A 12,663-nucleotide genomic window follows, 5' to 3' on the forward strand; every position below is an offset into this window, starting at 1 on the left:
GCGTCAGCCGGTCCGGCTGGCGCAGGCTGGAGACTCAATGTCGTAGTCAGCGCTAGGAGCATTTCCTACAGAGGACTACAATCGCCTCCCCGCATTCATAGCTGTTACTTGCATGCCGACCTGTACGCTCCACCCCCTGCCCTACCAGGCCGATCCCGCGGCCTACTTTGCGCGCATCCGCAAGGCGCCCGGAGCCGTGCTGCTCGATAGCGCCCGACCGACGGCCGAACGCGGTCGCTTTGACCTGCTCAGCGCCTGGCCGCTGCAGACCCTGGCACCCACGGTGGATGAAAGCGGCAGCGCTTACCTGCAGCGCCTGCGTGACAGCCTGACGCAACTGGGCCGGGCGCAGGTACCCGATGGCGTCGAATTACCGTTTGCCGGTGGTCTGATCGGTTATTTGAGCTACGATTTCGGCCGACGCCTGGAGCACCTGCCCAGCGTTGCCGTCGACGATCTGGGCCTGGCCGATGCCAGCCTTGGCCTGTATGCCTGGGCGCTGATCAGCGATCACCAGCAACAGCACAGCCAGCTGCTGTTCCACCCAAGCCTGGCCGAGGCCGAGCGTCAACGCCTGATCGAACTGTTCGAGGCACCAGCCACTGTCGACACCGCCAGCTTTGCGCTGCAGGCGCCAATGCGCGGCGATATCAGCGCAGAACACTACCGCCAGGCCTTTGACCGGGTGCAGCAGTACATCCATGCCGGCGACTGCTACCAGATCAACCTCACCCAGCGCTTTCGCGCCCCCTGCCAGGGCGACCCCTGGCATGCCTACCAGGCCCTGCGCCGGGCTTGCCCGACGCCGTATTCGGGGTTCCAGCTGCTGGCCGATGGCAGCGCGCTGCTGAGCTTCTCGCCAGAGCGCTTCATCCGCGTCAGTAACGGCCAGGTCGAAACCCGGCCGATCAAGGGCACCCGCCCACGCAGCAGCGATGCCGGCGAAGATGCACGCAACGCCGCCGAACTGCTGGGTAGCAGCAAGGATCGCGCAGAAAACCTGATGATCGTCGATCTGCTGCGCAACGACCTGGGGCGCACCTGCGAGATCGGCTCGGTAAAAGTGCCGGAGCTGTTCAGCCTCGAGAGCTACCCCAACGTGCATCACCTGGTCAGCAGCGTCACCGGGCACCTGGCGGCCGGCAAGGACGCCCTGGACCTGATCGCCGACAGCTTCCCCGGTGGCTCGATCACCGGCGCGCCGAAAATCCGCGCCATGCAGATCATCGACGAGCTGGAGCCCAGCCGCCGGGCGCTGTATTGCGGGTCACTGTTGTATGTGGACGTGCGCGGAGAAATGGACAGCTCGATTGCCATCCGCAGCCTGCTGGTCAAGGACAGTCAGGTGTGCTGCTGGGGGGGTGGCGCAGTGGTGGCGGATTCGGACTGGCAGGCGGAGTACGAAGAGTCGATCACCAAGGTCAAGGTGTTGCTCGAGACCTTGCAAAGTCTCTAAAAGCATCGCTGGCAAGCCAGCTCCCACAGGTTGGGTGGTGAACCTGTGGGAGCTGGCTTGCCAGCGATAAGGCCCCTACAGGCTCAACGACCGGTTCGAAGCCTTGATGAACTCTTTCTTCAGCGCCGTAAAATCATGCACCGCCGGGAACTGCGGGAACTCCCGAATGACGTTCTCCGGCGCATGGAACAGAATCCCCGCATCCGCTTCGCCAAGCATGCTGGTGTCGTTGTACGAATCGCCCGCGGCAATCACCCGGTAGTACAGGCTCTTGAAGGCCAGCACCGACTGACGCTTGGGGTCCTTCTGGCGCAACTGGTAACCGGTGACCCGATCGGATTCGTCGGTGATCAGGCGATGGCACAGCAAGGTCGGGAAGCCCAGCTGGCGCATCAGCGGCTGGGAGAATTCGTAGAAGGTGTCGGAGAGAATCACCACCTGGAAGCGCTCCCGCAGCCAGGCGACGAATTCAACGGCGCCGTCCAGCGGCTTGAGCGTGGCAATCACCGCCTGGATATCGGCAAGCTTCAGGCCATGCTCATCGAGAATACGCAGGCGCTGTTTCATCAGCACGTCGTAATCGGGAACATCGCGGGTGGTGGCTCGCAGCGATTCGATTCCGGTTTTTTCCGCGAAGGCGATCCAGATTTCCGGGACCAGCACACCTTCCAGGTCGAGACAGGCAATTTCCACAGCACACTCCTCGAACAACGCCAAAAATGGGAAGCCGCACTCTACATGCGCGGCGTCGACCCCGGCAATTTTTGTTAAGATCAGGGTATTACGAGCGCCAAGCGCCACTCAACGACCGGAAGCCGCCTGATGAGCCAACCCTTCGACGTCGCCGCCCTGGCCGCGACCTACGCCAACAAGTCGCCGCAAGATATTCTCAAACTGGCCTTCGAGCACTTCGGCGATGACCTATGGATTTCCTTCAGCGGTGCCGAAGACGTGGTGCTGGTGGACATGGCCTGGAAGCTCAACAAGAACGTCAAGGTGTTCAGCCTCGACACCGGCCGCCTGCACCCGGAAACCTACCGGTTCATCGAGCAGGTGCGCGAACAGTACAAGCTGCCGATCGAGGTCCTCTCCCCCGACCCCAGCAAGCTTGAGCCCCTGGTCAAAGAAAAAGGCCTGTTCAGCTTCTACAAGGACGGCCATGGCGAGTGCTGCGGCATCCGCAAGATCGAACCGCTGCGGCGCAAGCTGAGCACCGTCAGCGCCTGGGCCACCGGCCAGCGCCGTGACCAGAGCCCGGGCACCCGCAGCCAGGTGGCAGTGCTGGAAATCGACAGTGCGTTCTCCACCCCCGAGCACACCCTGTACAAGTTCAACCCGCTGGCACAAATGAGCAGCGAGGAAGTCTGGGGCTACATCCGCATGCTTGAGCTGCCGTACAACAGCCTGCACGAGCGCGGCTTCATCAGCATCGGCTGCGAACCCTGCACCCGCCCGGTGCTGCCGAACCAGCACGAGCGCGAAGGCCGCTGGTGGTGGGAAGAGTCGACCCAGAAAGAATGCGGGCTGCACGCCGGCAACCTGATCACCAAGGGCTGACCTCCTCGGGCTGGCAATAGCGCTCAAGGTGCCGCTCAAGCTCCACGATCGCCTGGCGCAGCAGTTCCACCAGTTGGCTGATGCGGTGGGCCGGGGCATGCGCGGCGCAGGCCTTCTCCAGTTGGGCGCAGATGTCCAGCAGATCGTGGGCGCGGATCATCCGCGCCCCGCCCTTGAGGCGGTGCACCAGGTCGGCAAGCGCCGCCAGGTCCTTACCGTCGTGCAGCCGGTCCAGCCGCCGCAGATCCTGGCGGTTACTGCTGAGCAAATCGCCGAGCAGGGCTTTGACCTTGCCCTGGTCGCCCACGGCCAACACCAGCAGGCTGGAGATGTCCACGCCTGGCAGCACAGCTAGCGGCGGGGCCTCGACCGGCGCTGGCGCAGAACACGCCACCCCGCCCAACGCCTGCGCCAAATCATCGATACTCAAGGGCTTGAACAGGCACGCATTCATTCCCGCCGCCCGGCAGCGGGCGCGTTCGGACACCTGTGCGTTGGCGGTCACCGCCAGCACCCGGCAGGCGCGCCTGCCGGCCCGCCGCTCATGCTCGCGGATCGCCCGGGCCAGCCGGTAACCATCGAAAATCGGCATATTGCAGTCGGCAATGACCACATCGAACGGTTCTCGCAGCCAGCAGCGCAACCCCTCACCGCCGTGTTCGCACACCCGCACGCGATGGCCCAGGTAGCCGAGCTGGTGCATGAGCAGAATGCGATTGGCCGGATAATCATCCACCACCAGCACCTTTAGCGGTTTTGCCCCGCCAGCACCCTCCCGGCACCTGCCTGGCACAGTGCTGGAAGCCGAGGGCGGCAGGCAGGTCAGGCTCAACTGCAACTCGACGCGCGTACCGACGCCAATGCTGCTATCGAGCTGCAGGCGCCCGCCCATCAGTTCGCACAGCATCCGACAAATGCTCAGCCCCAGGCCCGCACCGTTGCGCCCCGTTTGCCGGTTGTTGCTGGCCTGGCAATAGGGCGTCCCCAGGCGTGACAGGTCAGCCATGGGAATGCCGACGCCGGTATCTTCCACCACCAGGGTGACGGCTACCCGGTGGCGCTGGCGTTGCGTTTCAAGGCGCACACGCACTGAGCCTTCACGGGTGAACTTGATCGCATTGCTGACCAGGTTGGACAGAATCTGCTTGAAGCGCAGAGCATCGAGCAGCACGTCGCTATCCAGCGCACCAGCGACCTCCAGATACAAGCGCAGGCCCTTGCTCTGGGCCTGCTGTTCAAACATGCGCACCACGCCTTCGACCTGCTGGCGCAACGGGGTACGCCGTGGTTCGAGCAGCAGTTGGCCGGATTCGATGCGGGTGACATCCAGCACATCGCCGAGCAACTCCAGCAGGCCACGCGCCGAGCTTGAGGCCACCTCGATGGCCAGCCGATCGAGCACACCCTGTTCGGCCTTTTCCTGGGCCAGCTCGAGCATGCCCAACAGGGCATTCATGGGCGTGCGGATCTCATGGCTCATGGTCGCCAGAAATGTCGTCTTGGCCTGGTTGGCCGCCTCTGCCTGCTCTTTGGCGGCTTGCAGCTCAGCGTACAGCTGGCTCAAGGCCCGTTCGGTGCGTTCACACTTGCGGATCGACTGGCGCAGGTAGTGAATCCATACCAGCGCCAGTGCCAGCAAGCTGCCGACCAAGGCACACGCCTGGGCGATCAGGCGCCCATTGTCGTGCCAGAAACTGTCGACTATCGCCAGCGTGGGGTTTTGCACCACCACCGCATGCGCATGAGCCTCAAAGGCGCGCAAGCCGCGGATCGCATCCGGCCAGATACCTGGCGTTACGTCATCGGCGCCAGCCACTTCGGTCAGGCATAACAGGGCCAGCAACCCCAGCGCTTGCAGCAATCGAGCCTGCACACAATTGCGCAACCTAGACGAGCAGATTGCGCTTGGCGACATCCGCCAGGTCCACCAATGATTTGACCCTCAGTTTTTCGATCAGGCGGGTTTTATAGGTGCTGATGGTCTTGTTGCTCAACAGCATCGCATCGCCAATGGCCTTGTTGCTCAAGCCCCGGGCCAACTGTTGCAGCACCAGCAGCTCACGGTTGGTCAGGCTGGCGATGCATTCGGCCTCCGTGGCCCGCACATCGACCCTGCTCACGGAGCTCAGGGCAACCTCGGGAAAGTAGGTGTAGCCGGACATGACCGCATGCACCGCCTTGCTCAGTTCGCACAGGTCATCGGTTTTCGACACGTAGCCGACCGCCCCCGCCTTCATGCAGCGCAAGGAAAAGTATTCAGCCTGTTGCGAAGTCAGGATCAGAATCTTCAGCGCAAGCTTCATCGCCTTGACCCGGGCGATGACTTCCAGGCCGTCGAGCCCCGGGATGCTGATATCGAGAATCATCAGGTCCGGGCTCAACTCTCGTGCCAGCCGAACGGCATCGATGCCGTTATCGGTCTGGCCAACCACATCGAAGCGTTCGCTGACGAGCAGCAAGTTGACGCTGGAACGAATAAACGGGTGGTCATCGACGATCAAGACACTACTCATGCTTTCCCTCATACCACGACGGTGACTGGGCTCGGTTCACCCCTGGAAGGCAATCTCGCGGCGCTGTTCGCCCTCGATCAGCTCAAAGCGATAATGACGCCCGGGCTTTTTCTCGAACACGCGGACATTGCCCGGCAACACATGGTGCTTGGTCGCCGGCACACAGTCCTGGTTACCGGCGGCGCAGTCATTGAAATGATCGAGCACGATAGTGGTATTGCCCTTGTTGGGAATCAGGAAGCGCCCAGCCTGATGTTCAACCTCGGTCTGGTAGCGGCTTGCCTGGGGCCGTACGAACAGGATCGAACCATAACCGGCGAGGATATTGACCCCGACCTTGAGGGCGTCTTCATAGCGTTCGGCTTCGTCTTCGGTAATGGCAAAACCGTCGTCGACCTCCGGCAGCACCGGAATGAAACGCAAGCGGAAATAGCGCTCCTGATCGCGCTCGCCGCGGTAAAGCAGACGCACCGCCTGCATGCCATTGGCGGGGATGATCAGCCGCGCCGGGCTCACCACCAGGCCGCGCTGCAACGCCTCGCGCCCGTCCATCTCGACCTCGCGGGCCTGGCCCTGGTTGTCGTAGACCAACTCGACAACGCTGACCTTGACGAACGCCGTGGCGTCTCCCGCATTGCGAACCCGCTTGAGCAGCGTGCTTTTGTCGCCATCGAGATAGTCATAAAACGTGCCGATATTGAGCTCAGGGCCCGCGAATGCGGACCCACAAAGCAGCATCAACAGCACTGGCATTGCCAGAATTCCCTTCATGCGTACGCCTCCCTTAGGCAAATGGCCAATTAATATCATTCTCATCGAGCGGGATTAGCCGGGCAACCTGCACGACCTATAGGAAACTTCCCAAAATCAAGGAGAAACGTCTTACATCCTTTTCGGGCTTCGTGAGCCACTCGCTGTCTACAGCGCAGCATCCACTACCAGCGTGACATCGCCCTGATAGGTTTCCCCCGGATGTAAAAGCATTTGTGCGACATCAGCCTGGGACACTTCAAACAGCAGGCGCCCCTGGCGGTCGCGCGTTTCCTCGACAGTGTCGATGGTAAGTGCTGCGCCGCCGCCTACCGGCAACGGCAGGTCCTCCACCAGCGCGCCGGCATGGCGCATGCTCGGCGGCAGGGTCAGGGCGAAGGTCAACGGCACCTGATGATCGCGACGATTGCGGATCCCGCACCGCCCGCCCATGGTGTATTCGCAGCGGGCATGGACACTGATGGCACTGGTGGTCCAGATGCGAAATGGAAGATAGCGGTACAGGCGCTGTGGCGCGGCCCCTCGGTTGCTCCAGCCGGCCCAGCCACCCGCGGGTTCAAGTACCGCCCGCTCGGAACCGGCCGGAAACTCGATCTTCAAGGGGTGTCTGACGGTTACTTCAAAATCCAGGGTCCAACGGCTTATCGGGCGGGCACTGTTACCAGTGTCAAACTCCCCCCCTCCCGGAAAAGCAACCCTCCATGGCAACTGAGCCCTATAGACACCGTTTTTCAGTGATGTGGCAGACGGCAACTGCAGGTCGTAGGATATTCCCATTACGTTGGTCGAGTGCTCGTTTCTGGCTCCTGGACTCTGATCTCGCTCAGCTATCCAGCAACCAACACTCGGGTCGATGATCGCCCCGACGTATTCAGCGATGTTATTTGTGACGTAACGCGACGCCACGCCCCAACACCCTCCGTTATTTGGGTAACCCACTCCCAGACTCCCGCTAGAAGATCTGACTCTCAGGCCGACATGGGTCGGCTTGAACTGAGCACGGAACGAATCCCCGTGCTCATTGACCAGATGCAAGGTGGTTACGTCCGGCAGTTTGAAGAAGTACCTGTTTCGTAAATCTGGGTCTAGTTGGAAGGTGGTCTTGCTGTAACTGGCCGGGAAATTGAACGTGTACTTGTGTTCGTTGTACCGAGTACAGTGAACCAGCCCCGAACAGAACTCCGCCGGCGGCGTGGTATTGACGAACTCGTCCGGCCTATAGCCTGGCCGAGGGCCGGTGTATTCAAAGGTAATGTTCGCCACATTGGCCTCGGCCTTAGCGCTGAGCAGCCCTGGCAAACCGCCCCCTGATACCCCCATGAACACGGCAAACGCCGCGCCCAGGGATTTTCGCAGTCGCCGCATCACGCTTCCTCCTTCATCTGTTTCAACTCGGCCCGGGCCACATTGGCACCAGCGCAAGTCAAATCACCGACCAGCAGTACATCGTTCTCCCGCGCAAACCTGCCTTGGTCAAAACTGAGCAGGCACAAGGCATCCCCGGCTCGGCGAATCTCCAGGGTCGGCGTCGATTCGCTCATCTCGATAGCAAAGAACCCATCTGCCTCACTGACACTGCGGCTGGCGTGGTTGATCACCAATGCGCCCCTGAGCGGCTGGCCTTTGGCGTCGACCAGTCGACCGATCACTGTGAGGGTCTGCATCACGCGAATCCGGTGGTACTCCACGCCTCCGCGGTTGAGGTGATACTCAAGGCTTGATGGCTGAATCACGGCGGCATGTGCATCATGTCCATCAAAATCGAAGTGCACCTGGCCAGCCTTGTAGGCCGCCACCGGGATGACATTGCGCCCGGGGCGCAGTACCGCACCATAGCCCTGATGGTCATCGGCACGCATACGCACACCCTGCAGGTCGGACTCCACATCGACGATCAACCCCGCCTCATGGGGCAGGTGCTGCCCGGACATCGCCACTTTGCCGGCGCCAACCGCCACCACGCTGTCCAGGTTCAGGCCAGCGGTCAGCTCACCGTTGTAGGAAGAGCTTTGGGCATAGGCATCACCGTGCACCAGCGGGCTTTCGAACAGGGCATTGCCGCCAAAACCGGTCCCATAGCTATCCAGCGAGACAGTGCCAGCCAGGCTGCGCAAGGCGCCGTAGTCAACATCCTGCTGATAGGTCAACGAGGCATTCTGGTCGCGCTCGCCGTCACGTGACGTCCTGCTACCCAGGGTTGCCGAGATTCGCTGCCCAGGCCCCCCCAGGCTCATGCTCATGCTCAAGCTGACGCCGCGGTTACGCGCATTGCCGGAACTGCTGGTGCCGGGCCGGTCGAACAGCGACAGGCGCCAGCTGGTATCGGAGTTCAGCAGCTTACCGAAGTAGCCCCAACCCAGATCCACGCCGGTGCCATCTGCGCCGGTACCGCTGCTATGGGACAGGCGCAGGGTGGCAGTACTTTGCCGATCGACCCTGTGGCTCAGCGATAGCGCACTCTGGCGGACCTCCTGGACACGCGTACCGGCATAGACCGTATCCATAACCTCGTCGACCCGGCGACTATCGAGCCAGGACCGGCTGTGGCTGAACACCAGCGAGCCCAACGCGTAGTTGTAGATACCCTGCAAGTCATAGCCGTTGCCGTTGTCTTCGGTATGAAACACGCTGGCATACAGCTTCAGCGGATCGAGCACATCCCAGTCCAGCGAGCCACCGTATTGCATCAGCTCGTCGATACGCTGGGTAGAGAGCCCGAGCACCACCCTGGGATGGGCCAGATAGTTAGTGAATGCACCGGCGGTGAAGCTGTCGTCGTAGGTCTGGTCCCAGTTGCTCCACAGGCTGCTCTGCTGCCCAAGGTAGATGTTGTAGCGCCAGGGAGACTCGGCGTTGCTCCAGTTACTGGGTTTATAGATAAACGCTTCGGTGCGCGAGGTTTCCTGATTGTCTTCGATCAGGCGTACCTCCACTTCATAGATGCCGCCCGGCAACACCCGGGTATCCAGGGCCTGCAAACCAGCCTGCACGGCCTGACTGTTGATCAGTACACCGTTACGGTAGATTTCCGCGATACCGGAGCGGTTGGGCGTGACGTAGATGGGCGTTGCACTGGCCTGGCCATTGTTGAGCGCCAGGCTGTCGCTGCTACCGAGCATAAACCCGCGTGTGGTATCGGGATGATTACCCAACAGGCGCGGTTGGCGGGTGAGCCCCTGGGCGCCTGGCGTGAAATACCCCAGGCGAAAAAAATGATTGTCGTGCAGACGTTCGCCATAGAGCTGGTCGACCCGGTGCCGGGTTTGCTCGAGGTTGTCGCTGTTGCGGTCGAACTGGGCCTCGCCCAGGGCCGTCCAGTTGCCGAAGCTGCTTTGCCCCTGGACGGCATAACGTCCGGTGGTGTCGTTATCTGCATCGACCAGGTTCAACTGATTGCGCAGCAGCAAGCCATGGCTGCCACGCTCGGGCAATTGATGATAAAGCCTCGGCTGATCACTGCGCTCGGCCGCTGCGGTAAGAATCGACAACTGCGAATTCACCAGGCTGTAGTGCAAGGCCACCAACCCCTGCGGACAACTGGACAGGCAGTTGCCCAGTGACCTTGGCTCGCTGAGCTGTTCGCGCCAGCGGGAGCGCTCGGTGTCGGCGACCTGGCTCTCGAAGGTGTCGGTGAAGTCGAGCAACTGCACCTGCTCATCACGCGACAGCACGACCAGGGCATCCCCCAGGTAGCGACCATCAAGGTCGACCCTGACCGCCAATGGCACATCGAAGAAATGCTCAGTGAACTCTTGCGGCAGGCCCTGGGCCTGGGTCAGTACACCAAGGTGAGTGGACGGCCCCTGCGCATCGGCCCAGGCTGACGCCATACCCGAAAAGGCCAGACACCCCAGTGTCATTCGGATTACAGCAACTAATGGCACGTAATTGACCATGTCCATGTTTTCACAGGCAATATTCACCCCACCCCAGGCAAGTGCATGAGGAGCGGGGCGAACAGAAGGGGAAGGGAAAAACGCCAGGCTGGCGACTTACGGCGTGACGGTCTCGAACATCATGTTGATGATGCCCTGGTAGTTGCCGGGCACGTAGCCGCTTGGGCCTGCGGACTGCGCGGCGACGTCAAAACCGACCCGGGCACCCGCTGCGGCATCGGCTGCCGGGACCACCGGAGCGGAAGTGGTGGTCAAACCGGTGCCATTGACCGCTACGTCCAGGCCGATGCTGTTGGCACCACTGCTGATCACGGCCGGGCTGAGCAGGCGCGCGGAAATGGCTCCAGTGGTGCTCTTGACCTGCAGCTGTTTACGAATCGGCTCAAGCGACTCGCGCATCGGGTTCCAGGCCATGCTCTGGGGTTCGTTCATCCAGTTGCCGCCCACCGGCTCGACGTAGAAGTTCTCGGTAGGAATAGTCGCTATAACGGTGACCTGTTTCTCCAACGGCTCCACCGCAAAAACGTTAGCTGCGGCCAGCATGGCCAATGGCAGGGCCAGAAAAGTGCGTTTCATGAAGTGCTCCTCGAATTGACCTGTGAAACCGTCACAGGTGACGTGCCAACGGCGAAGTGCCCGCCGGCTGATGCCGCACCGCACAGTGCGGTTGGCGAGGAGGATTATTCGGCAGTTTTCTGACGCAAAAAGTCGGACCACTCCCAGGGGCATTGGGAAATTTCCCAAGCAATACAAACGTTAAAACGTACGCAAAAAAAACGCCCCTCGCGGGGCGCTTTGCAGCGATCAAACCGGCATCAATGCACCGGCAACTCGACACCTTCGAACAGCTCTTCAAGCTCCTGCTTGTTGTGGCAGGCGATAGCCTTGGCCATCACTTCGCGGGTCAGGTGCGGGGCGAACTTCTCGATGAAGTCGCACATGAAGCCGCGCAGGAAGGTGCCACGGCGGAAACCGATCTTGGTCACGCTGGACTCAAACAGCTCGCTGGCATCGAGCACCACCAGGTCATTATCGAGCTTGGTGTCGACGGCCATCTTGGCCACGATACCGACGCCCAGGCCCAGGCGCACGTAGGTTTTGATCACGTCGGCGTCGGCGGCGGTGAACACCACTTTCGGGGTCAGGCCGCGATGACTGAAGGCTTCGTCGAGCTTGGAGCGGCCGGTAAAACCGAACACGTAGGTGACGATCGGGTATTCGGCCAGGGCTTCGAGGGTAAGCTTGGGCAGCTTGGTCAGCGGGTGGCCTTGCGGTACCACCACGCAACGGTTCCAGCGGTAGCACGGCATCATCACCAGGTCGCCGAACAGCTCCAGGGCTTCGGTGGCAATGGCGAAATCGACGGTGCCGTCAGCAGCCATTTCGGCGATCTGCATGGGCGAGCCCTGATGCATGTGCAGGGCCACTTCCGGATATTGCTTGATGAAGCTGCTGATCACCGGCGGCAAGGCATAACGCGCCTGGGTATGGGTGGTGGCGATCGACAGGGTGCCCTTCTTCTCGTTGGAGAATTCCTGGGCGATCTGCTTGATGCTTTCAACCTTGCGCAGGATCTCGCCGGCAGTGGTAATGATGCGCTCACCGGCCGGGGTCACGCGGGTCAGGTGCTTGCCGCTGCGGGCGAACACTTCGACGCCCAGTTCGTCTTCAAGCAGGCGGATCTGCTTACTGATGCCCGGCTGGGACGTATACAGGCTCTGCGCTGTCGCGGAGACGTTGAGGTCGTGGTGCGCCACTTCCCAGATGTAGCGCAATTGTTGAAGCTTCATAGGTATCCCTCAAATCAGCTGGGCGTCACCGGCAGCAGCGACGATTTATAACTATATTAGTGGTTTGAAGAATAAATCTAGAACTATTTTAGCAGTCTTCCAGGAACCTACCTGCGCCACGCAGTTACGACTTCCTACGCCCAAGGTGTTGCGCGAGCGGCACCATATACACCGGCACTGGCGACAGCTGCAGCAAGCGCACGGCGGTGCGTCCGATCGGGATATCAACGCCAGCGCCCTGGCTATGGCTACCGAAGATCAGCAAGTCGACACTCAGGCGCTGGGCCTGCTCGAGAATCACCTGCGCCGGATCGCCCTGGCGCACGCGCACAGCCTTGATCAGGGCCAGGTCGGCCTCCTCGCCCAATTCGTCACGAAAGTTTTCCAGAACCCGCTGCTCGATATTGGCCATCACCGTGGTGACGCCTTCGCTGTGCAGTTCATCGAGGGTCTGCTCGTCCAGGTAGCTTTGCAGCAGCGATTCGGCGAACTGGCCCATGGGCTCGACCGCATGAATGACGTAGAGCTCTGCGTTGAAGGTCCGCGCCAGCGCCAGCGCGTGTTGCATGACAAAAGGCGCGTACACACCGAGGTCAGTGGCATACAGCATGGAATGGATCATTCGACCTCCTCGACTGCCATGACGGCAGAGCAAGCTTCAGCTTAGCAGCGCCAAGAAC

General features: G+C 61.3%; 11 protein-coding genes. 2 read left to right on the forward strand and 9 right to left on the reverse strand.

From position 1 onward, the window contains the following. Positions 1 to 112 precede the first annotated feature (112 nt). Positions 113 to 1,456, forward strand: coding sequence for an aminodeoxychorismate synthase component I (gene pabB, locus PspR32_RS17095; RefSeq protein ID WP_159388940.1), 1,344 nt, complete (start codon positions 113 to 115; stop codon positions 1,454 to 1,456). A 75-nt stretch (positions 1,457 to 1,531) separates the two neighbouring features. Here pabB and thrH read toward each other — a convergent pair whose 3' ends face one another. Further along, on the reverse strand, positions 1,532 to 2,149 hold the full coding sequence (thrH, locus tag PspR32_RS17100) for a bifunctional phosphoserine phosphatase/homoserine phosphotransferase ThrH (RefSeq protein WP_159388941.1): 618 nt from the start codon (positions 2,147 to 2,149) through the stop codon (positions 1,532 to 1,534). Positions 2,150 to 2,278: 129 nt separating this feature from the next. Between thrH and PspR32_RS17105 the strand changes: the two genes are divergently transcribed. After that, positions 2,279 to 3,013, forward strand: coding sequence for a phosphoadenylyl-sulfate reductase (locus tag PspR32_RS17105; protein WP_010222533.1), 735 nt, complete (start codon positions 2,279 to 2,281; stop codon positions 3,011 to 3,013). On the opposite strand, the gene PspR32_RS17110 is transcribed toward PspR32_RS17105, so the two are convergent. The 8 genes from PspR32_RS17110 to PspR32_RS17145 all read right to left on the reverse strand — a co-directional run bounded on the left by PspR32_RS17110 (position 3,000) and on the right by PspR32_RS17145 (position 12,605). Next, on the reverse strand, positions 3,000 to 4,886 hold the full coding sequence (locus PspR32_RS17110; protein ID WP_159388942.1) for an ATP-binding protein: 1,887 nt from the start codon (positions 4,884 to 4,886) through the stop codon (positions 3,000 to 3,002). The two genes, PspR32_RS17105 and PspR32_RS17110, sit on opposite strands and share 14 nt — an antisense overlap. A gap of 13 nt (positions 4,887 to 4,899) precedes the next feature. Next, a complete protein-coding gene (locus PspR32_RS17115) occupies positions 4,900 to 5,526 on the reverse strand; it encodes a response regulator transcription factor (protein ID WP_010222535.1) in 627 nt (208 codons plus the stop codon). Between the two features lie 36 nt (positions 5,527 to 5,562). Continuing rightward, positions 5,563 to 6,297, reverse strand: coding sequence for a pilus assembly protein (locus PspR32_RS17120; protein ID WP_026001283.1), 735 nt, complete (start codon positions 6,295 to 6,297; stop codon positions 5,563 to 5,565). Between the two features lie 147 nt (positions 6,298 to 6,444). Beyond that, positions 6,445 to 7,662 (reverse strand): hypothetical protein, encoded by a 1,218-nt coding sequence (locus PspR32_RS17125; protein ID WP_145959286.1) that lies wholly within the window; start codon positions 7,660 to 7,662, stop codon positions 6,445 to 6,447. Further along, the gene (locus PspR32_RS17130) at positions 7,662 to 10,127 is read right to left on the reverse strand and encodes a CS1-pili formation C-terminal domain-containing protein (RefSeq protein WP_159388943.1); all 2,466 of its coding nucleotides are present in this window, start codon (positions 10,125 to 10,127) and stop codon (positions 7,662 to 7,664) included. Before PspR32_RS17130 ends, PspR32_RS17125 begins: the two co-directional genes overlap by 1 nt. Before the next feature lie 162 nt (positions 10,128 to 10,289). Continuing rightward, a complete protein-coding gene (locus PspR32_RS17135) occupies positions 10,290 to 10,769 on the reverse strand; it encodes a CS1 type fimbrial major subunit (RefSeq protein WP_036996364.1) in 480 nt (159 codons plus the stop codon). A 239-nt stretch (positions 10,770 to 11,008) separates the two neighbouring features. Next, positions 11,009 to 11,983, reverse strand: a complete 975-nt coding sequence (gene cysB / locus PspR32_RS17140) for an HTH-type transcriptional regulator CysB (RefSeq protein ID WP_010222540.1) — start codon at positions 11,981 to 11,983, stop codon at positions 11,009 to 11,011. A 124-nt stretch (positions 11,984 to 12,107) separates the two neighbouring features. After that, the gene (locus tag PspR32_RS17145) at positions 12,108 to 12,605 is read right to left on the reverse strand and encodes a universal stress protein (RefSeq protein ID WP_010222541.1); all 498 of its coding nucleotides are present in this window, start codon (positions 12,603 to 12,605) and stop codon (positions 12,108 to 12,110) included. Between the last annotated feature and the right edge of the window lie 58 nt (positions 12,606 to 12,663).

Source organism: Pseudomonas sp. R32, from assembly GCF_009866705.1.
Taxonomy (GTDB): Bacteria; Pseudomonadota; Gammaproteobacteria; order Pseudomonadales; family Pseudomonadaceae; genus Aquipseudomonas; species Aquipseudomonas donghuensis.